This window comes from Nocardioidaceae bacterium SCSIO 66511, assembly GCA_023100825.1.
Classification (GTDB): domain Bacteria; phylum Actinomycetota; class Actinomycetes; order Propionibacteriales; family Nocardioidaceae; genus Solicola.
In genome coordinates, this window is sequence record CP095846.1 from 2576116 (window position 1) to 2595947 (window position 19832).

The window sequence follows — 19832 nt, forward strand, 5'->3', positions numbered from 1 at the left end:
GATCCTCACGGTTCCTTGGTCAGGCGCACGATCTCCTCGATGACCTCGTCGAGGCTCAGGTGCGTCGTGTCGATGACCTGTGCGCCGTCGGCGCGACGCAATGGAGACGCCGTACGCGAGGAGTCGTAGGAGTCGCGACGCTCGAGGTCGGCCTTCGTCGCAGAGACATCGGAGCCGCCGAGCTCGGCCGCGCGTCGACTCGCCCGCGCTTCGGCGTCGGCGACGAGATACACCTTCACCGCGGCATCGGGCGCGACGACAGAGGCGATATCGCGGCCCTCGACCACGATGCCGCCGGACCCGGCGATCAACGATCGCTGCTCGGCGACCAGCTGCTCGCGTACCGCGGGCACGGCGGCCACGGCACTCACCGCTGCCGTCACGTGCGGGCCGCGGATCGGGCCGGAAACGTCGACGTCATCGGCGTGAATCGTCGGCTCACCTGGATCGGTGCCGACGTCGAGCACGACCTTGGCGGCGGCATCGGCAACGGCGTCCGCGTCGTCGACATGCACGCCGGCCTCCAGCAGCGCCCACGTGATCGCGCGGTACATCGCCCCGGTGTCGAGGTACGCGAGCCCGAGCCGCTGCGCGACGCCGCGCGCCGTACTCGACTTGCCCGACCCCGACGGCCCATCGACCGCAACGACCAACGTGTCTGACTTCACCGGTGTGCCCTCCAACCACGGTTGCCCAATGCATCGATGAGTACGTCGGCCCGATCGCTCGCCACGACGACCTCGACGAGGCCGACCGGACGCGCAGGATCGTGGTCAATACGCAGATCCTCGATGTTCACGCCCGATTCTCCCGCATCGGCGAACAACCGCGCCAATTCGCCCGGCTGGTCGGGCACATTGACGTACACCGTGCTCTGCTCAGGCCCCTCCTCGCCGTGCTTGCCCGGGATCAGCCCCGTGCCCTGGACGCCACGCTGCAGAACCGCGACGATGTCGTCCGGCGAGGTACGCAACCCCTCGATCAGCCGATCAATGTCGGTGCGTACGGCCTCGAGCAGTCGCCCGAGGTGCGCGGCATTGCCGCCGAGGATCTGACGCCACAGGCGCGGGTCACCGGCCGCGATGCGGGTGACGTCGCGCAGCCCCTGCCCGGCGAGCGCCAGCTGCTCCTCGGAACCGCCGTCGAGCTGCGCGGCGGCCAGCGCCGACATGACATGCGGCAGATGCGAGACGCGAGCGGCGGCCTCATCGTGTTCGTCGGGCGATAGCTCGATCACCGTCGCACCGCAGGTCGTCGCGAGCGCGCGAACCTGCTCGACGGCACGAGGAGCTGCGTCGGCAGTCGGAGCGACCGCCCACGCACGGCCGTCGAAGAGCTCCTCGGACCCGGCGATCGGACCGGATCGCTCGCTACCGGCCATCGGATGCCCGCCGACGTAGCGCGACGCATCGACACCGGCAGCGCGTACGTACTCCAACGGCGCGACCTTGATGCTGGACAGGTCGGTGACCACCGCATCCGGCCAGGCGCGCAACGCTTCGACGACGGCAGCGCCCACATGGTCGGGCGGCACCGCGACCACCACCATGGCCACCGACGTCGGTTTCTGCGCCGAGCCGGCACCGCGCGACTCAGCCACCTCCACATGGGTGCGGAGCAGGTCTTCGAGATAGACCTCGACGCCGCGGCGGCGTAAGGCCAGCCCCGCGGACGTACCCATCAGACCGCAGCCGACGACGAGAACGGGGCCTGCGAGCGATTCGGTCACAGCCCTACGCTATCGAGCAGCGCGCCGAGCTCGTCGGCGGAGAGGTCTCGTACGTCACCGGGCTTGAGCGAACCCAGACGTACGTCGCCGATCGCGATGCGGCTCAGCCGGCGTACCGGATGGCCTACCTCGGCGAGCATCCGCCGCACAATGCGGTTGCGCCCCTCGTGGATGGTCAACCGGACCAGCGAGCGGTCGCCGTGGACCTGCTTGATGCTGAACTCGTCGGCGGCGGCCGGGCCGTCGTCGAGCTCGACGCCCGACCTCAGCCGGCCGGCGGTCCGCTTGTCGACCCGCCCGTCGACCTCGGCCACGTAGACCTTCGAGATCTCGTACGACGGGTGCGCCATCCGATGTGCGAACTCACCGTCGTTGGTGAGCAACAGCAGCCCCTCGGTGTCTGCGTCGAGCCGGCCCACGTGGAACAATCTCTCCGGACGCGACTCGACGTACGAGGCGAGGGTCGGACGACCGCGCGGATCGGACATCGCACTCACCACACCGAGCGGTTTGTTCAGCACGACGTACGCGTGGGGTGTCGCCGGTGGCAGTCGCTTGCCGTCGACTCGGATCACCGCCGTCGACGGGTCGACCCGCAGGCCCATCTGCATGACGATCTCGCCGTCGACCTCGACCCTGCCCTGTGCGATCAGCGTCTCGCTGTGCCGCCGGCTCGCAACACCCGCCTGTGCGAGCACCTTCTGCAGGCGTACGGGCTCAGCACTCACTCGACGACGTCCTGGGTGGGTGCCTCCGCGGGCGGCGGCTCCTCGGCGACCGTCTCCTCTTCGTCGCCGACTCCCTCGGGGAGGTACGGCGCCAGCTCCGGAAGCTCGTCGAGGGAGTTCAGCCCCATTCGCTCCAGGAAGTACGACGTGGTGCGGTACAGCACCGCCCCGCTCTCCTCCTCGGTGCCGGCCTCCTCGACCAGCCCGCGGGTGACGAGCGTACGCGTGACTCCGTCGACGTTGACGCCGCGAATCGCGGAGACCCGAGCACGGCTGATCGGCTGCCGGTACGCGATGACGGCCATCGTCTCCAGCGCCGCCTGCGTCAGTCGGGCCTGCTGTCCGTCGAGTACGAAGCGCTCGACGGCGGGCGCCAGCGCCTCGCGGGTGTAGTAGCGCCAACCGCCGGCGACCTGGCGGAGCTCGAACCCGTGCTCACGTTCGTCATAGGTCGCTGCGAGGCGTTCGAGCGCCGCCTCGACATCGGCCGGCGGGTGGCCGACCGCCTGGGCGAGCGTCAGATGGTCGAACGGCTCATCGGCGACCATCAGGACGGCCTCGAGCGCCGGCTCCAGCGGCAGCAGCTCCAGCTCGAGCTCCGGATCGCGCTCGCCGGGCGTGTTCTCAGTCATCGTCGCCCTCCTCGTCGGGCTGGTCAGGGATCATGGGTTCGTCCTCGTCGAACTCCTCGCCGACGTCGACCTCGCCCTCGTCGGAACCGGTCCAGCGGATGTGCAGCTCGCCGAGCGGCGTCACCTGCTCGAAGGCCACGACCTCTTCGCGGAACAGCTCCAGCAGCGACAGGAAGCGCGCCACCTTCGTCAACGTGTCGGGGGCGTCGGCGGTCAACGACCGGAACGTCGCACTACCGCTGCGGCGCAACCGGTCGACGATGACCGCAGCCTGCTCTCGTACGCTCACCTGCGGCGCATGCAGATGTGCCAGGGACAGCACCGGCTCGGGTTTCGGCTCCATCGCCTTTGCGGCCAGCTCGGCGAGGTCGTCGACTCCGACGGAGATGAGCACCTCGGGCAGCAGGTTCGCGAACCGCGGCTCCAGACTGACCGACCTCGCGTAGCGGCGTTGCTCGGCCGCGAGCCGCTCGGCCATGGCGCTCGCGACGTCCTTGAACGCGCGGTACTGCAACAGCCGCGCGAACAGCAGGTCACGCGCCTCGAGCAGGGCGAGGTCGTCCTCGTCCTCGACCTCTGCCTGCGGCAGCAGCCGCGCCGCCTTGAGATCGACGAGCGTCGCGGCGACGAGCAGGAACTGCGTCGTCTCCTCGAGCTGGTCGGCTTCCATCTGCTTGACGTACGCGATGAACTCGTTCGTCACCACCGAGAGCGCGACTTCGGTGATGTCCAGCTGGTGTTTGCCGATCAGGCCGAGCAGCAGGTCGAACGGTCCTTCGAAGACGTCGAGATGGACCGAGAACGCCCCGTTGTCGCTCACCTGCTGCGTATCGGTCACTTCTTCCTCAGGCGGCGGACCAGCTCGCTGTCGTCGCCGTTCTCCTCGAGGTCGGCGAGCGCCAGAGCGAGCGCCTCGCGTACGAGACGGCCGCGGTCGACGCCCTGGCCGAGCCGACGGCGCAGCGACAGTCTCGCGTGCTCGATCTCGAGCAGCTCGTCGGCCGTAACGTAGACCGTCATCTTCTCGTCGTGCTTGACCCGGCCACTTCCCCGAGGCGTGCGCTTGGCAGCCGGCTCGGGCTGCGCGGGGGGCGCGTCTTCAGGGGCAGGTCGCTCGACGGCCGGCCGCTCCTCCTCCACGGGGCTGGTCGGCCGGAACAGCTCGTCGGCCCCCGGGAGCCTTACTCGACGTGACACCGTGCCAGAACCTCCCGAGCGAGCTGACGGTACGACTCCGCGGCCGACGACGTCGACGCGTACGTCGTGATCGGCTCACCGGCGACCGTTGAGTCGGAGAACTTCACGGTGCGCCGGATCACGGTGTGGAAGACGGTGTCGCCCCAACCGTCGACCAAGGTCTGCAGCACCTCGCGCCCGTGCAGGGTACGGCTGTCGTACATCGTGCCGAGCAGCCCGATGATCTGCAGGTCGAAGTTGGTCCGCTCACGTACCTTGTCGATGGTCTCCTTGAGCAGGGCGACGCCGCGGAGCGCGAAGTACTCGCATTCGAGCGGGATGATCACGCCGTTGGCCGCGGTGAGCGCGTTGACGGTGAGCAGGCCGAGCGAGGGCTGGCAGTCGATCAGGATGACGTCGTACTCGCGACGTAGCGGATGCAGCACCCGGGCCAGCGTCTGCTCGCGGCCGACCTCGGTGACCAGCCGCATCTCCGCGCCCGACAGGTCGATGTTGGACGGGATCAGATCGACCCCGTCGACCGAGGTCTTGCAGATGACCTCGCGTACGTCCTGGTCGCGGTCCATCAGCAGGTTGTAGATGCTCGCCTCGAGGTCGTACGCGTTGATGCCGAGCCCGACGGTGAGCGAACCCTGCGGGTCGAAGTCGACGAGCAGCACCTTACGGCCGGTCTCCGCGAGTGCCGCGCCGAGACTGATCGTCGTGGTCGTCTTGCCGACGCCGCCCTTCTGGTTGCACAGCGCGATCACCTGGGCCGGGCTGCCGTCGGGCGGCGCGGGCTTGGGAAGTGTCGGCATCGGTCGTCCGGTCGGGCCCGACGTCGCGGACTCCTCGACGGGCACCGCATTGCCGAACAGGTCACCACCCGCGTCGTTCACATCAGCCTCGATCCGTCGACTTCTCGACAAGACGCCAGTATCTCGCAGGACTCTATGCAATGCCGGAAGCGGGGACAAACCCGACTGGTGTGTCTTGGCGCCAACCGACTCACCCTCGTGCCCGCGGATGCGCAGTCGCGTAGACCTCGCGCAGCTTGTCAACCGTCACGAGGGTGTAGATCTGCGTAGTCGTGACGGACGCATGCCCGAGAAGCTCCTGTACGACGCGTACGTCGGCACCGCCGTCGAGCAGATGCGTCGCGAACGAGTGCCGCAACGTATGGGGAGACACCTCTGCAGTCACGCCTGCGCGGTCGGTGGCCTTCGCCAGCACCGCCCACGCACTCTGCCGCGACAACCGGCCCCCGCGTGCGTTGAGAAAGACGGCGCCGACCGCTCCCCCTGGCTTCGCGAGCTCGGCCCGGCCCGTCTCCAGGTAGCGGCGGATCGCGTCGAGTGCGTACGAGCCGACCGGGACGATCCGCTGCTTGCTGCCCTTGCCCCGTAACAGCACCGACCCGGTCTCCAGGTCGAGATCGTCCACGTCGAGGCCGACGGCCTCGGAGATTCGCGCGCCGGTGCCGTAGAGCAGCTCCAGCAGCGCGCGGTCGCGAAGTGCGAGCGATGTGCCGGGCGCGCCGGCCGCTTCGAGGATCGCCTCGATATCGGACAACGGCAACGCCTTGGGGAGCCGGCGAGGTGCCGTCGGAGGCTTCACCCCAGCCGATGCGTCGGCATGGACGAGTCCCTCGCGCAGGGCGAACCGGTGGAACCCGCGCGCCGCGATCAGCGTACGCGCGGCACTGCCGGAGTTCAGTGGTTTGTGGTCGGCGTCGCCTTCGCGCAGGTACATCAGGAACTCGGCGAGGTCGTTCTCCGAGATCGCATCGGGGTCGTCGATGCCCCGCCCGCGCAGGAACGACACGTAGCGGCGAAGGTCGCGGCGGTACGACGACAAGGTGTTGGCCGCAAGGCCGCGCTCGACGCCCAGGTGACTCAGGTAGTCGCCGATTGCCCGGTCGAGGGCTGTGCTGTGCGCCGTCGTCATCCTCTCCTTCGCCTCGCCGCTGGGCCTAGGCGAGAACGTGGTCGAGCGCGACGTGGTCGCGACCGTGGGCCCGGGCGACCGGCTCGTTGGTGAGCGAACCGGCATAGGTGTTCAGCCCGAGAGCCAGCGCCGCATCGTCGCGCATCGCGTTGCGCCAGCCTTTGTCGGCCAGCGCCATCGTGTACGGCAAGGTGACGTTGGTCAGCGCGTACGTAGAGGTGTGCGGCACCGCACCGGGCATGTTCGCGACGCAGTAGAACACCGACTCGTGCACGCCGTACGTAGGGGCGTCGTGCGTGGTCGGATGCGAGTCCTCGAAACAGCCGCCCTGGTCGATCGAGATGTCGACGAGGACGCTACCGGGCTTCATCCGAGACACGAGGTCGTTGCTGAGCAGCGTCGGCGCCTTCGCACCGGGTACGAGGACCGCCCCGATCACCAGGTCGGCATCGAGCACGGCTCGCTCGATCTCGTACGCGTTGGAGGTGACGGTCTGCAGATGCCCTTGGTAGATCCGGTCGGCGGCCCGCAGCGCGTCGACGTTCAGGTCGAGCAGCAGCACCTCCGCCTGCATCCCAAGCGAGATCGCGGCGGCGTTCATACCCGAAACGCCGGCGCCGATCACGACGACCTTGGCCGCGTACACACCGGACACTCCGCCCATCAGCACACCGCGGCCGCCACCCTGGCGCATCAGGTGGTACGCACCGGCCTGCGGTGCGAGCCTTCCCGCGACCTCGCTCATCGGTGCGAGCAGCGGCAGCGAACGGTCGGCGGCCTGTACCGTCTCGTACGCGATCCCGGTCACTCCGCGCTCGAGCAGGGCGTCGGTGCACTCGGCGGACGCCGCGAGATGGAGATAGGTGAACAACACCTGATCGGTACGCATCCGGTCGTACTCGCTCGCGACGGGCTCCTTGACCTTCAGGATCAGATCGCCTGTGCCCCACACGTCGTCGGCGCTGCCGACGATCCGGGCGCCCGCAGCGGCGAAGTCGTCGTCCGGAATCGATGAGCCGACCCCGGCCTCTGCTTCGACGAAGACCTCGTGCCCCGACCGTACGAGCTCGTTCACACCGGACGGAGTGAGCGCGACCCGGAACTCGTTGTTCTTGACCTCCTTGGGCACGCCGACCTTCATCCGCGAAGTCTCCTCTTCCAAAACGCCCCGTGTCGAACGATTGCGAGTGTAGTCCTAGCCGACGGTCATTCGGGCCGAAGCGGCGAGAACGCCTGCGACGGCCATCCCGTCGGCGATCTCACCCGCGAGTGCAGCCCGTACGACGTCGTCGAGCGGTGCCCAGACCCGAGTCATATGGGCTTCCTCGTGTACGCGCTCGTGTCGGCGCGGCTCGGGTACGGCGGAGAGCCCACGTGCCAGGTAGACGTACCACTGCTCGTCGGAGAAGCCCGGCGAGGAGTACATCCGCAGCAGCGGATCCCAGTTGTGCGCCACCAGATCGGCCTCTTCCGCCAGCTCGCGAGCTGCGGCGTCGCGGGGGTCTTCGCCCTCGACGTCCAGTACGCCGGCGGGCACCTCGACCAGATGTGACCGCGTGGGATGGCGGTACTGCTCCAGCAACAGCACTCGGTCGTGGTCATCGAGCGCCACGACGCCGACGGCGCCCTTGTGTCGTACGTAGACACGCTCGAAGGTGTCGCCGTCGGGCGCCTCGACGGTGTCGAGAGACAGCGAGAGGAAGGGATGCCGAAACGCATCCCGAGACTCGCGTACGGGCCACGCGCCTGGCCGGTCGACGATCGGCTCGTCGGCGCCGTAGAGCAGCCCGGGCAGACTCGGATGCGCGGCTCGGTCGGTCACCCCACCGACACCTCGGGAGTGTCGACCGGAAGCCGCTGCTCGCGCTGGCGGTCGATCGCGGCCGCGACCAGGCCCTCGAACAAGGGATGCGCACGCGTCGGTCGCGACAACAGCTCCGGATGTGCCTGGGTCGCCACGAAGAACGGATGCACATCGGCCGGGAGCTCGACGAACTCCACGAGCGCGCCGTCGGGCGAGGTGCCGGAGACCACCAGGCCCGCCTCCTCCAGCCGCTCACGGTATGAGTTGTTCACCTCGTAGCGGTGCCGGTGGCGCTCCTCGACGAGCGTACGACCGTAGAGCTTGGCGACCATCGAACCGTCGACGAGTCGCGCCGGGTAGAGGCCGAGACGCATCGTGCCGCCGAGGTCGCCCTCGCCGGAGACGATCTGCTTCTGCTCCTCCATCGTCGCGATCACGGGGTTCGAGGCACCGGGGTCGAACTCGGTCGAATCGGCGCCCTGCAGGTCGGCCGCGTCGCGGGCGAACTCGATCGCCATGCACTGCAGTCCGAGGCACAGGCCGAGCGTGGGTATGTGGTTCTCCCGCGCATAGCGGATCGCACCGACCTTGCCCTCGATGCCGCGTACGCCGAAGCCGCCGGGGACACACACCGCATCGACGTCACGCAGATGCGCCGCAGCCCCTTCGGCCGTCGCACACTCATCGGACGGCACCCAGCGCAAGTTGACCTTGGCATCGTTGGCGAACCCGCCCGAGCGCAGCGCCTCCGCGACAGACAGGTACGCATCGGGCAGGTCGACGTACTTGCCGACCAGCGCGACGGTCACCTCCTCGGCGGGATGGTGCACCCGGCGCAGGAGCTCGTTCCATTGTGTCCAGTCGACATCGCGGAACGGCAGGTTGAGGCGGCGCACGACGTACGCGTCGAGGCCCTCGGCGTGCAGCACCTTCGGGATGTCGTAGATCGACGGCGCATCGCTCGCGGTGACGACGGCTTCCTTGTCGACGTCGCACATCAGCGAGATCTTGTGCTTGACGCTGGTCGGGATCGGCCGGTCGGAGCGGCAGACGATCGCATCGGGCTGGATACCGATCGAGCGCAGCTCGGCGACCGAGTGCTGCGTCGGCTTGGTCTTCAGCTCACCCGAGGGTCCGATGAACGGCACCAGCGACACATGCAGGAAGAACACGTTGTCGCGCCCCACATCGTGGCGTACCTGACGCGATGCCTCGAGGAACGGCAGCGACTCGATGTCTCCGACGGTGCCGCCGATCTCGTGGATGACGACATCGACGCCGTCGCCGCCCATCCGGACCATGCGGTCCTTGATCTCGTTGGTGATGTGCGGGATCACCTGGACGGTGTCGCCCAGGTAGTCTCCGCGGCGCTCCTTCGCGATGACCTCCGAGTAGACCTGCCCGGTGGTGACGTTCGCGTGGCCCGAGAGGTTCTCGTCGAGGAACCGCTCGTAGTGGCCGATATCGAGGTCGGTCTCGGTGCCGTCGTCGGTGACGAAGACCTCGCCGTGCTGGAACGGGTTCATCGTTCCCGGGTCGACGTTGAGGTACGGGTCGAGCTTCTGCATCGTCACGCGAAGCCCTCGCGACTTGAGGAGACGACCGAGACTTGAAGCGGTCAGCCCCTTTCCGAGAGAGGAGGCGACGCCGCCGGTGACGAACACGTGCTTGGTTCGGTTGTCCACGGGATTCCAGCCTACCAATCGCGTCCGGCGCGGTCGATCCGGTCCAGCCATGAGTGTCGGGCGATGAACTCCGAGAAGCTCACCCGCTCGCTCGCGTACGTCAGGCCGACGACTACGGCGAGCCCTGCCCAGCGTACGGACGGAGGCGTGTCGCGTACCAGTGCGGCGCCGACCGCTGCGCCGAGCGCGTTCGAGCCGCAGTCACCGAGCATCGTCTTGCCCCGCAGATCGTCGCCGATACCGCCCGCGATCGCGCCGGCGACAGGTCCGCCGCCGGGCAGTGCGGCCGCCGGCAGCACGGCCTTGTACGCCCGGCCGGGACGCAGGTCCAGCAGGTTGACGATATTGGCTGCACCTGCCACCAGAGCGCCGTCGCGGACGAGGCCGATACCGGGCCGTCGAGACCGGCGCTCACCCGCGGCGATCACGAGACCGGCGGCGGAGACAACGGCGATCTTGGCGATGCCGCTCGTCACGACACCGCGCTGCAACGCCTGCAGATGACCGCGGACGCCTTTTGTCGCCGAGTCACCGTACAGATCGTCGTACGCACCCACCGCCCCGACAGCGGCCAACCCCGTTGCCGTGACAAACCTGCGCTCGCTGAGCGTGCCCGCAATCAACCCGGACACAGCGGCCGGGCCGCCGAGCAGCGAGACCGGATCGCCGGCGTAGTTCGTACGCTGCCACCGCGACTCCGCCCCGAGCGGATGAGACGCAACCCACCGCCCGACCGCGCCGGATGCCGATGCGGCGACGGAGTGAGCACGAAGCCAGGCCCGGACGGCTGACCTCGGAGTCCGCATCAACCGGCGTCCGGCATCGCCTGATCGGCACCGTCCTCGGTGCCGTAGTGGCCGGACTTGCCGCCCGCCTCACGCTGCAGGGCCAGTACGGTCACGATCTGGCCGGCGGTCACGGACACTGCGTCGACCGTCGACACCGAGTCGCCGACGTCGTTGGACCGGATATACGCGACCGCGCCGTCGTCCGCGGCGGAACCGGGCGGGCCGCCGACGACCGCGCCGGCGCTCTGCGTGTCGGCGGCGCCCGCGATGGTAGCGACGACCTGGTCCTGGTTGTCCTCCATGGACGTTGCGGGCGGCACCACGAAGACCGCGAGCGATGCGCGTGCGCTCGGCTGGCCCTTGGCCTCGACGAATCCGGCCTCCTTGTACGCAGAGGCGATCGTGCCGGACGTCGAGTCGAACTTCGTGTCCGAGCCGTCACCGAGATACGCCCGCGCGAGTGCCGTGCCGAGCAGCTCGTAGCTGCTCATGCCACTGGTGTTCGGGGTGTTCTTTTGCCCGTCGAGTGACTGCCGTGCGACACCCTCCGCGAACTGCTGCTGGGACGGGTCGACCATCTTCTCGGTCAGGTTGACCGTTGTGGTGACGCTGCCGCCGGCCGCCTCGACCTCGTCTGCGACACCCTCCGCGGCGCCCTCATCGGCATCCGGGAGCACGAACAGGGCGACCGTACGATCCTGTAGTGCGCCGGAGACGAGATCGGTGCCGACCTGCTTGGCGAAGGCGTCCTGAAAGGCGCGTACCTGCTCGGCGTCGTCGAGCTCGGTACGTAGATCTGCTTTGTCCTGCCGGTCCCGGTCGGCTTCGGATGCGAGCTGCTCACTGAACGGCTCGTCCAATGGGCCCGCTCCCAGCGCGACACCGGCGGCGAGCGCCAGGAAGATCGCGATGATCGAGATCAGGTGGTAGCGGAAGTCAATCACTCGGTCATGTCTCCTAGAAGAGTCCCTGGATCCAGTAGATGAAGTCGTCCCAACGCGCCTGGAACACGTCCAGCCACTCTCGGCCGGCCGGCGTCGCTGCGATCGACACACCGATCGCGAGCAGTCCTGCGGCGAGCAGGATCAGCAGCTGCCACATCCGGATCCGCGCATGGTGGAGACGACTCACCCCCTTGGCGTCGATGAGCTTCGGGCCGAGGCGCAGCCGGGTCAGGAAGGTACTGGCCATCCCCGAACGGCCCTTGTCGAGGAACTCCACGAGGGTCGCATGCGTACCCACAGCGACGATCAGCTCGGCGCCCTTGGCGTCGGCGAGCAACATCGCGACGTCCTCGCTCGTGCCGGTGGCCGGGAACGGGATGCCTTCGAGGCCGAGCTTCTCCAGCCGGGCCAGGCCGGGAGCGCGGCCGTCGCGGTACGCGTGGACGACGAGCTCCGCGCCGCATTTGAGCGTCGCATCGGAGACCGAGTCCATATCGCCGATGATCATGTCGGGCTTGTATCCGGCCTCGACCAACGCGTCGGCTCCTCCATCGACGCCGATCAGTACCGGGTGGTACTCGCGGATGTAGGACTTCAGGATCGCCAGATCCTCGCGGTAGTCGTACCCGCGCACGACGACGAGCGCATGGCGACGAGCGAACGAGGTGCGCACCTCGGGTACGCCCACGCCGTCGAGCAGCAGCTCGCGCTCACGTTTGAGGTACTCCATCGTGTTGGCCGTGAACGCCTCGAGCTGGGTGGACAGACCGTCGCGGGCGGCCTCCATGAGCTCGTCGACACGCGTACTGTCGAGGACCTCGCCCTTGCCGAGCGGCTCGGCGTCGCGGTACAGGACACCCTCGTCGACGCGTACGGTGTCGCCCTCGGACAGGGCGGTGAAGACCTCGTCGCCGACATGGTCGACCAAGGGGATCCCCGCACCGGCGATGATCCCCGGGCCGAGGTTCGGGTAGCTACCGGTGCAGGAGCGTGCCGCGTTCACGACGGCGGCGACCTGCGAGTCGACGAGCGCCTCGGCGCTCACCTTGTCGATATCGGCGTGGTCGATCACGGCGATATCGCCGGGCCGCAATCGCTTGGTGAGGTTCTTCGTACGCCGGTCGAGGCGTACGGGCCCGGTGACGCCGGGTAAGGCGTCGGTCCGGTTTCGGCGCAGCGAGAGTCTCATCGATTGCCATGGTGCCATGCAGGGACGCGGATTCCGGGGATCCGCACGCGTCGTGTCTGGGAAGTCGATCACACCGCAGGTACCAGCTCAGCGCTGTGCGGCGAGCTCCAGTAGCTCGCGTGCGTGCGCCTCCGCCGTTGCCGAGCCTTCGAGTCCGGCGAGCATCCGCGAAAGCTCCTCGATCCTGGCGTCGGCGTCCAGCCTGCTGATACCGCTCGTCGTGACCGTGCCGTCGTCGGATTTGACGACCCGATAGTGCCGGTCGGCAAAAGCAGCGACCTGTGGGAGGTGCGTCACGGCGATGACCTGGGCGTTGCGGGCGAGCCGGGACAGCCGGCGACCGACCTCGACGGCCGCCTTACCGCCGATCCCGGCGTCGACCTCGTCGAATACGAGGGTCGGCACCGTAGAGGTGTCGGCGAGTACGACCTCCAGCGCGAGCATCACCCGGGACAGCTCTCCCCCACTGGCGCCCTTGTTGAGCGGCAACGGGTCGGCCCCTTTGTTCGCTGCGAAACCGATCTCGACCGTGTCGAGGCCGTGCGGAGTCAGATCGCCCGCCGTCGGCTCATCCGGCGTCTCGACCGCGACGTCGACATGTGCATGCGGCATCGCGAGTTCGCTCAGCTCGGCGTCGACGAGCTTGCCGAGACGCTCCGCGGCGCTCCGCCGAGCGTCGGCGAGTCGTACGCCGAGTTCCAGCAGCCGCGTGGTCAGGTCCTCACGCTCGCCGACAAGCCCGGAGATCCGGTCGTCGTCGCCGTCGAGTTCGCCGCTGCGGGCTCGCGCGTCGTCGGCCCAGGCAAGTACGTCCTCGACGGTGTTGCCGTACTTGCGCAGCAGCGCCGTGATCTGGGCACGACGTTGCTGAACCGTATCGAGCCGGGCCGGATCGACCTCGACGGAGTCGGTGTAGGCACCGAGCTCTGCCGAGGTGTCGGCGATCAGGTAGCCGATCTCGGCTACTCGGCCGGCAAGGCGTTCGAGCTCGGAGTCGTGCTCGCGTACCACGTCGAGCGCCGCCTGCGCCCCGGCCACGAGGGCAGTCGCGTCAGCACCCGGCTCGGCCGACTCGGCGTCACCGGACAGGCGTACGTGCGCCTCATGTGCCGCAGTCACCAGCGCCTCGGCGTTGGCGAGCCGGTCTTCGTCGGCGACCAGCGAGTCCAGCTCACCGGGCTCGGGCGAGACCTCGTCGATCTCGGCCAGTCCGAAACGCAACAGATCGAGCTCGCGGGCGCGCTCCTGCGCGTTCGTCGTCAGCTCGTCGATCTCGGTCTCCACCACGCGGAGCCGCTGGTACGACGGTGTGTACTCGGCCAGGAGATCGGCGATGTCGGTGCCGGCGAACTGGTCGAGCGCGGCGCGCTGTGCACCTGCGCGAAGCAGCCGATTCTGGTCCGACTGGCCGTGGACTGCGACTGCTCGCTCGCTGATCGCACCAAGGACAGAGGCGGGCACCGACGCACCTCCGACGAACGCCCGTGAGCGACCCTCGGCGGACACCGTACGGCCGACGATCAGGCAGTGCTCCTCGACCTCGCCCCCGGCCTCGAGCGCCGCATCGGCGACGCCGTCGATGCCCGACGTGTCGAGTCGCGCCTCGACTCGGCTGCGTTTCGCTCCTTGCCGCACGAGGGTGCTCTCGGCGCGTCGCCCGCGCAACAGGTTCAGCGCGCTCACGATCATCGTCTTACCGGCACCGGTCTCGCCGGTGATGACGGTGAGACCGGGGTCGAGGTCGAGTGCTGCCTCGTCGATGACGCCGATCGAGCTGAGCCGGATCTCCTCCCACATCAGTCGGAGACCCCCGATCCGGCCGCGCCTCGGCCGCGCCAGCCGGACACGGGAAGGTCGAACTTTCGTACCAGCCGATCGGTGAAACTCGCGCTGTGCAGTCGCGCCAGACGTACCGGCTGGCGACCGCGGCGTACCTCCACCCGCGCACCCGGCGGGAGCTCGAACGTGCGACGGCCGTCGCACCACAGCACACCCGATCCGAGTGTGCCGGCGAGCACTTCGATCGCGAGGGTCGAATCGGGTGAGGCGACCATCGGCCGGGCGAACAACGCGTGTGCGCTGATCGGCACCATCACGATCGCCTCGACGTCGGGCCAGACGACCGGGCCGCCCGCGCTGAAGCTGTACGCGGTCGAACCGGTCGGCGTTGCGCATACGACTCCGTCACAGCCCCAGCGCGACAGGGGGCGGCCGTCGATTTCGGCAACCACCTCGAGCATGCGCTCCCGGGCGGCCTTCTCGACCGACGCTTCGTTCAGCGCCCAGGTGCTTGCGACGCGGTCACCGTTGACGGTGACATCGACGTCGAGGGTCAGGCGCTCCTCGACAACGTACTCACGAGCCACAACGCGGTCGACCGTGATGTCCAGATCGTCGACGTCGGATTCGGCGAGGAAGCCAACATGGCCGAGGTTGACCCCGAGCAGCGGCGTCTCGGCCGATCGAGCGAGCTCGGTGCCGCGCAGGATGGTGCCGTCGCCACCGAATACGACCACCAGCTCGCAGTCGGCCGCTGCCTTCTCGTCCGCAGCACACGACTCGACGTCACCGAGCCCGTAGCGGGCGAGGTACTCATGTTCGTCGTCGAGTACTCGGCTGCGGATGCCGGCCTCGCGGATCCGGCGTACGAACGCCGCCGCGACCTCCCCCGCCGCGGCGCGCCCGGTATGGGTGACGACGAGAACTCGCCGGTCCTCGGAAGCGTCCTGTGCGCCGGAAGTCACGTTCCCACCTTCTCACCGTCGGGTCCCGCGGCCACAACCGCCGCTACCCGCGCAGGATCGACCGGGGGTGCATCGCGGCGCAGCCAACAGAAGTACTCGACGTTACCGGCGGGGCCCGGGAGCGGGCTGGCGGCGAGTCCGCGCGTACCCCAGCCGAGCTCCTGTGCGCGGGCGCACACCGCCTCGACGGCCTCGACACGCAGCGCGGGATCGCGTACGACGCCGTTCTTGCCGAGCCTGCCCTTGCCGACCTCGAACTGCGGCTTGACCATCAGCACCTGGTCGCCGTCATCGGAACACACCGCGCTCAGCGCGGGCAGGACCACGGTCAGGGAGATGAAGGAGAGATCGGAGGTCACCACATCCACGGATCCGCCGATGACGTCTCGGGTCAGATGGCGCACGTTGGTGCGATCGTGCACCTCGACCCGGTCGTCGTTGCGCAGCGACCAGGCGAGCTGGCCGTAGCCGACATCGACGGCAACTACCGAGGCTGCGCCCCGCCGCAGCAGAACGTCGGTGAAGCCACCCGTGGAGGCACCCGCGTCGAGACAACGCCGATTCTCGACTTCGAGACCGTCCGGGCCGAACACCTCGAGAGCGCCGATCAGCTTGTGCGCGCCGCGGGAAGCGTACGCAGGTGTCTGGTCGGGCTCGCGGACCACGATCGGCTGATCGGTTGCGACCGCCGTAGCGGGTTTGCGCGCAGCCAGCCCGCCTACCGTGACTGCGCCGTCGGCGATCAATGTGCTCGCCTCATCACGAGATCTGGCGAGTCCTCTGCGTACGAGCTCTGCGTCGAGTCGTAGGCGTTTCGTCACGACGCGGAGCCGGACCCGGCGTCGGCAAGAGAGCTGCGTAGCTGTTCGTGCACATCCTCGTAGATCGCCGCATGCGACTCCACCGGCGTTGTCTCCAGCTCGCTCAGCCGCTCGACCGCCGCATCGACTCGCGCGTTGCCGGTGCGTGTCGGGTCCTCATCGGATGGCGCGGTCATCAGTCTCCCGGGTCGTCGTCGAAGTCATCTCATCATCGCACGAACGGCACGACGTACTCGGTAATGGCCGTGACGTCCGGTGACCGTTCGTCGGAGTGCCAGCACGCGGTCAAGCCCGCCCGCAGCGCCGACACCGCATCGGCATACGCCGGATCGGCGTCGGGCACGCTGAGCTCGATCCGCCCGGCGTCGTTTCGGGCGCGGATCTGCCCGCATACGAACCATTCGTCGTCACGGACGACCGCCGGCTGTGGCTCGGTGAGAGCTCTCAGGTCGGGTCCGACGTAGGTGGGCCGAAGCATCGGAGGCGCCGTCGCCAGATCGTCGACCGAGCTCACACCCGTCAGAACGCACAGGCTGTCGGCTCCTACACCGTTCGCACCCTCGATATCGGTGTCCAGCCGGTCGCCGACGACGATCGGCCGCTCGCCGCCGACCCGGACGACCGTCTCGTCGAACAGGGCCGGTTCCGGCTTACCCGCCACGACCGGCCGAGCGCCCGTCGCCGCCGATAACGCGGCCACGAACGCACCGTTGCCCGGGGCCAGGCCCCGTTGTGTGGGTACCGAGGTGTCGGTATTGCTCGCGTACCAAGGCACTCCGGCGGCGATCGCATATGCGCCCTCGGCGAGCGCCGACCAGTCGATGCTGGGGTTGAACCCCTGTACGACCGCGGCCGGCGAGTCCTGCGCGCTCGTCGTGACGGCGAGTCCCCGCTCCTCCAGTGCCTCGCGCAAACCATCGGCGCCCAACAGCAGTACCGTCGCTCCTCCGGGCACGTCCGCTGCGACCAGTCGGGCGACGGCCTGCGCTGAAGTGACGATGTCGCTGGGCGAGGCTTCGATCCCGAGCCGGCCGAGCCTAGCTGCGACGGTCGCGGGCGTGCGGGCGGCGTTGTTCGTGACGTACGCGAGGCGGACCTTCTCACGCAGCTCGCCAAGAACCTCGACCGCATAGGCGACCGCCCCGCCACCGACGTACACCACGCCGTCGAGATCGAGCATGATGACGTCGTACGCGGCCGCCAACGGCGATCGACAATCGGCGAGCCGCTCGGTCGGACGGGCCCGCTCGCTCGCGGCTGTACTCACAGACACTCCTGTTTCTCGCAGTGCATAGGATGCAGCGATGACATCTTGGCAGGACCGCGCGGCGCGTACCGTCATGCGGGTCCGTCCGTTCCGCGGTGTCACCTTCACCGAGCACGCGGGCGACCCCGCGGATCTGACGTTCACACCCCCGACGTCGTGGTCGACCCTCCCCGCTGACCTGCTCGAACGTATCGATGCGCACCACATCCTGCATCTGCTTGCCCCGGCATTCGGCGGGCATCCGGCATCCGGAGCCGAGCGTGCTCGCGCCCTGCTCAGGTCCTGGCTCGACGACGAGGTACTTCGCCACGACGCCGAACCCGCGATGTACGTGTACGCACAGCCCGCGGGCGACTCCGAGGTTGTCGGCGTGATCGCGACCGTCGATCTGGTCGCAGACGGCGGTGGACCGTTCCTCGACCACGAGGAGGTGATCGCGCCCCTCGTCGACGTGCAGGAGACGCTCGAGCAGACGACGAACGCCCAGATCGAGCCGATCCTCGCGCTCTGCCACGAAGCCGCGGCCTTGGGAGACGTCCTTCGCGAAATCGTCGGCCGGCCTGCCGACCTCGCTGTCGCCCAGCCAGACGTCGGTACGCACCGTCTCTGGCGTATCGACGACTCCGCGGTTCAACTGCGTATTGCGCAAGCCGTGCCTGATGCGCCCGCCTTGATCGCCGATGGACACCACCGGCACAGCGCCTGGTCGCGCGTCGCAGCGCGGGACGGCACGGGGCCCGCCACGAGAGCCCTCGCTCTCCTCGTACACGCACCACAGCCCGGGATCCGGCTCGGAGCGATCCACCGCGTGCTCGCAGATGTCGACCTCGCCACCGCAATCGGGTCGGAGTCAATCGATGCGGCGGCGCTTCCTAACCGCTCCGCTGCCGCCGACTACCTCGCCAGCGGACCGACCGCCGGATGCGTACTGCACTCGGGCGGTGCGTACTACGCCGTAGTCCCACGAGTGCCCAATGCCGAATGCGCGGCGCCCGAGCTCGCGGTATGCCATCTGCACGCCGGGTGGCTGAAGCAATGGGCGGTCGCAGATGCCGACGTGGGATACGTACACGGGCTGGACGAGGCGATCGCACAGACGACAGAGTCCGGCGTTGCCGTCCTGCTGCCCGCACCGCGGCTCGAAGACGTCATGGCGGCGGCCCGCGACGGCCGCCCGCTACCGCGCAAGGCGACGTCGTTCGGCCCCAAGCCCCTCGTCGGCGCAGTCTTTCGGAGCTGGCTGGGTTCATGACGCCTTCTCGACCGTGCGGCAGGCCGACAGCTCGATCTCGATTCTGCTGACGGGAGCACCCGACACCCGCCGGAAGCGCCGGCGCAGCTCTCCCTCGACCTCAACCACATCGTCGGGTCCGAGCCTGGCGAGCGTTCGCTGTAGCCGACTCGTCCACGCGACGCATTCGAACGCGTCGACCGTGATGCGACTGCGACGCAGGGCTCGTTTGCTGCGTCGTACGATCACTCGCATCGTCGTCAACGTGTCGCCGCTGGGAAGCGTGCGCTCAACCGGCTCACGCGCCACCCTGCCGCAGAGTCGCACGACGTTCTCGTACGGGATTTCTGGTGTCTCCATTGCGCCTCCTCACCTGCAGCATGCCCCGGCAACAGCTGCACGGCGGCGCGATGAAGAGCGACTGTGGAAAAGCCTAGCGAATGCGCTCAGCTGTGGAGAGTTTCGAGCCTCTCCTCCGCATCGGTAGCGCGATTCCCGTCAACCGCAACCGTCCGGTGGAACCACTCGATCGCCTCCGTCGTGCGACCGAGCTCGGCCAGCACGTCCGCGTACGCGTAGCGAAGGCGCGCCACCCAAGGTTCACGCGAGCTCGAATGCAACGACTCACGTTCGAGGAAGCGCGCGGCCGCTTCTGGCTGGCCCAGATCCCGGCGCGCACCGGCGACCACGATCGCCAGCTCGGCAACGCCGGCGTCGTCCAGCTTCTCCCGCACCTGCGGGGTGTCGAGATCCAGGGCGCGCTCCGGACGGCCCAGCGCGCGCTCGCAGTCTGCGATGAGGGCGATGTAGTGCACCTGACCATTCATCCGGCGCGCCGCGCGCAGCTCACGCAACGCCTCGTTGAAGTCTCCCGACGCATACGCGGTTTCACCGCACGCCTCACGTACGACCGCAATCCGCGACGCGCGATCACGCGCCGCGCGAGCATGCCGATACGCGAGCTGCGGATCGTCCTCGATCAGCAGGCCTGCCATCGCGAGATGGCGGGCTACCAGATCAGCCGTGCGCTCAGGGAGACCTTGTAACGAGCGGCGCACCTGCCGGTCCAGCGCCCGGGCGGTGACATCATCAGGGATCTCGGGGGCGTCCACGAGGACAGTCCTTCCACAAAGGGGATGTAAACGAA

General features: G+C 68.5%; 22 protein-coding genes. 1 reads left to right on the forward strand and 21 read right to left on the reverse strand.

The features are described from left to right. Positions 1–5 precede the first annotated feature (5 nt). From cmk to MU582_12150, 19 genes are all read right to left on the reverse strand, one after another. Complete coding sequence (gene cmk, locus MU582_12060) at positions 6–668, reverse strand: (d)CMP kinase (GenBank protein ID UPK73180.1); 663 nt, start codon at positions 666–668, stop codon at positions 6–8. Further along, on the reverse strand, positions 665–1729 hold the full coding sequence (locus MU582_12065; protein UPK73181.1) for a prephenate dehydrogenase: 1065 nt from the start codon (positions 1727–1729) through the stop codon (positions 665–667). Before MU582_12065 ends, cmk begins: the two co-directional genes overlap by 4 nt. Then, entirely contained in the window at positions 1726–2457 is a 732-nt protein-coding gene (locus tag MU582_12070; protein UPK73182.1) for an rRNA pseudouridine synthase, read from the reverse strand. The genes MU582_12065 and MU582_12070 overlap by 4 nt, the downstream gene beginning before the upstream one ends. Further along, positions 2454–3089, reverse strand: coding sequence for an SMC-Scp complex subunit ScpB (gene scpB, locus MU582_12075; GenBank protein UPK73183.1), 636 nt, complete (start codon positions 3087–3089; stop codon positions 2454–2456). The genes MU582_12070 and scpB overlap by 4 nt, the downstream gene beginning before the upstream one ends. Further along, on the reverse strand, positions 3082–3927 hold the full coding sequence (locus tag MU582_12080) for a segregation/condensation protein A (protein ID UPK73184.1): 846 nt from the start codon (positions 3925–3927) through the stop codon (positions 3082–3084). The genes scpB and MU582_12080 overlap by 8 nt, the downstream gene beginning before the upstream one ends. Next, positions 3924–4286 carry a hypothetical protein gene (locus MU582_12085; protein UPK73185.1) on the reverse strand — a complete coding sequence of 121 codons (363 nt, stop codon included), beginning with the start codon at positions 4284–4286 and terminating at the stop codon, positions 3924–3926. The genes MU582_12080 and MU582_12085 overlap by 4 nt, the downstream gene beginning before the upstream one ends. Beyond that, positions 4271–5083 carry a ParA family protein gene (locus MU582_12090; GenBank protein UPK77161.1) on the reverse strand — a complete coding sequence of 271 codons (813 nt, stop codon included), beginning with the start codon at positions 5081–5083 and terminating at the stop codon, positions 4271–4273. The genes MU582_12085 and MU582_12090 overlap by 16 nt, the downstream gene beginning before the upstream one ends. Positions 5084–5273: 190 nt before the next feature. Continuing rightward, positions 5274–6212: a site-specific tyrosine recombinase XerD gene (gene xerD / locus MU582_12095; GenBank protein UPK73186.1), complete on the reverse strand. Its 939-nt coding sequence runs from the start codon at positions 6210–6212 to the stop codon at positions 5274–5276. Positions 6213–6237: 25 nt separating this feature from the next. Then, on the reverse strand, positions 6238–7353 hold the full coding sequence (ald, locus tag MU582_12100) for an alanine dehydrogenase (GenBank protein UPK73187.1): 1116 nt from the start codon (positions 7351–7353) through the stop codon (positions 6238–6240). Positions 7354–7407: 54 nt separating this feature from the next. Next, positions 7408–8034 (reverse strand): NUDIX hydrolase, encoded by a 627-nt coding sequence (locus MU582_12105; GenBank protein UPK73188.1) that lies wholly within the window; start codon positions 8032–8034, stop codon positions 7408–7410. Next, positions 8031–9701, reverse strand: a complete 1671-nt coding sequence (locus MU582_12110; protein UPK73189.1) for a CTP synthase — start codon at positions 9699–9701, stop codon at positions 8031–8033. The genes MU582_12105 and MU582_12110 overlap by 4 nt, the downstream gene beginning before the upstream one ends. An 11-nt stretch (positions 9702–9712) precedes the next feature. Further along, the gene (locus MU582_12115; GenBank protein UPK73190.1) at positions 9713–10507 is read right to left on the reverse strand and encodes a hypothetical protein; all 795 of its coding nucleotides are present in this window, start codon (positions 10505–10507) and stop codon (positions 9713–9715) included. Then, positions 10507–11433 carry a copper transporter gene (locus MU582_12120; GenBank protein ID UPK73191.1) on the reverse strand — a complete coding sequence of 309 codons (927 nt, stop codon included), beginning with the start codon at positions 11431–11433 and terminating at the stop codon, positions 10507–10509. The genes MU582_12115 and MU582_12120 overlap by 1 nt, the downstream gene beginning before the upstream one ends. Positions 11434–11446: 13 nt before the next feature. Beyond that, on the reverse strand, positions 11447–12622 hold the full coding sequence (gene steA / locus MU582_12125; protein UPK73192.1) for a putative cytokinetic ring protein SteA: 1176 nt from the start codon (positions 12620–12622) through the stop codon (positions 11447–11449). A gap of 87 nt (positions 12623–12709) precedes the next feature. Next, the gene (gene recN, locus MU582_12130; GenBank protein ID UPK73193.1) at positions 12710–14419 is read right to left on the reverse strand and encodes a DNA repair protein RecN; all 1710 of its coding nucleotides are present in this window, start codon (positions 14417–14419) and stop codon (positions 12710–12712) included. After that, the gene (locus MU582_12135; protein UPK73194.1) at positions 14419–15366 is read right to left on the reverse strand and encodes an NAD kinase; all 948 of its coding nucleotides are present in this window, start codon (positions 15364–15366) and stop codon (positions 14419–14421) included. The genes recN and MU582_12135 overlap by 1 nt, the downstream gene beginning before the upstream one ends. Then, positions 15363–16187 carry a TlyA family RNA methyltransferase gene (locus MU582_12140; GenBank protein ID UPK73195.1) on the reverse strand — a complete coding sequence of 275 codons (825 nt, stop codon included), beginning with the start codon at positions 16185–16187 and terminating at the stop codon, positions 15363–15365. The genes MU582_12135 and MU582_12140 overlap by 4 nt, the downstream gene beginning before the upstream one ends. Continuing rightward, positions 16184–16363: a hypothetical protein gene (locus tag MU582_12145; GenBank protein UPK73196.1), complete on the reverse strand. Its 180-nt coding sequence runs from the start codon at positions 16361–16363 to the stop codon at positions 16184–16186. Before MU582_12145 ends, MU582_12140 begins: the two co-directional genes overlap by 4 nt. A gap of 32 nt (positions 16364–16395) precedes the next feature. Next, positions 16396–17454 carry an HAD-IIA family hydrolase gene (locus MU582_12150; protein UPK73197.1) on the reverse strand — a complete coding sequence of 353 codons (1059 nt, stop codon included), beginning with the start codon at positions 17452–17454 and terminating at the stop codon, positions 16396–16398. A gap of 37 nt (positions 17455–17491) precedes the next feature. Between MU582_12150 and MU582_12155 the strand changes: the two genes are divergently transcribed. Then, complete coding sequence (locus MU582_12155; protein UPK73198.1) at positions 17492–18706, forward strand: DUF1015 domain-containing protein; 1215 nt, start codon at positions 17492–17494, stop codon at positions 18704–18706. Here the strand turns inward: MU582_12155 and MU582_12160 are convergent. Together MU582_12160 and MU582_12165 are read right to left on the reverse strand one after the other, a co-directional pair. Further along, the gene (locus MU582_12160; protein UPK73199.1) at positions 18701–19045 is read right to left on the reverse strand and encodes a single-stranded DNA-binding protein; all 345 of its coding nucleotides are present in this window, start codon (positions 19043–19045) and stop codon (positions 18701–18703) included. The two genes, MU582_12155 and MU582_12160, sit on opposite strands and share 6 nt — an antisense overlap. Before the next feature lie 86 nt (positions 19046–19131). Beyond that, positions 19132–19797, reverse strand: coding sequence for a tetratricopeptide repeat protein (locus tag MU582_12165; GenBank protein ID UPK73200.1), 666 nt, complete (start codon positions 19795–19797; stop codon positions 19132–19134). Positions 19798–19832 lie beyond the last annotated feature (35 nt).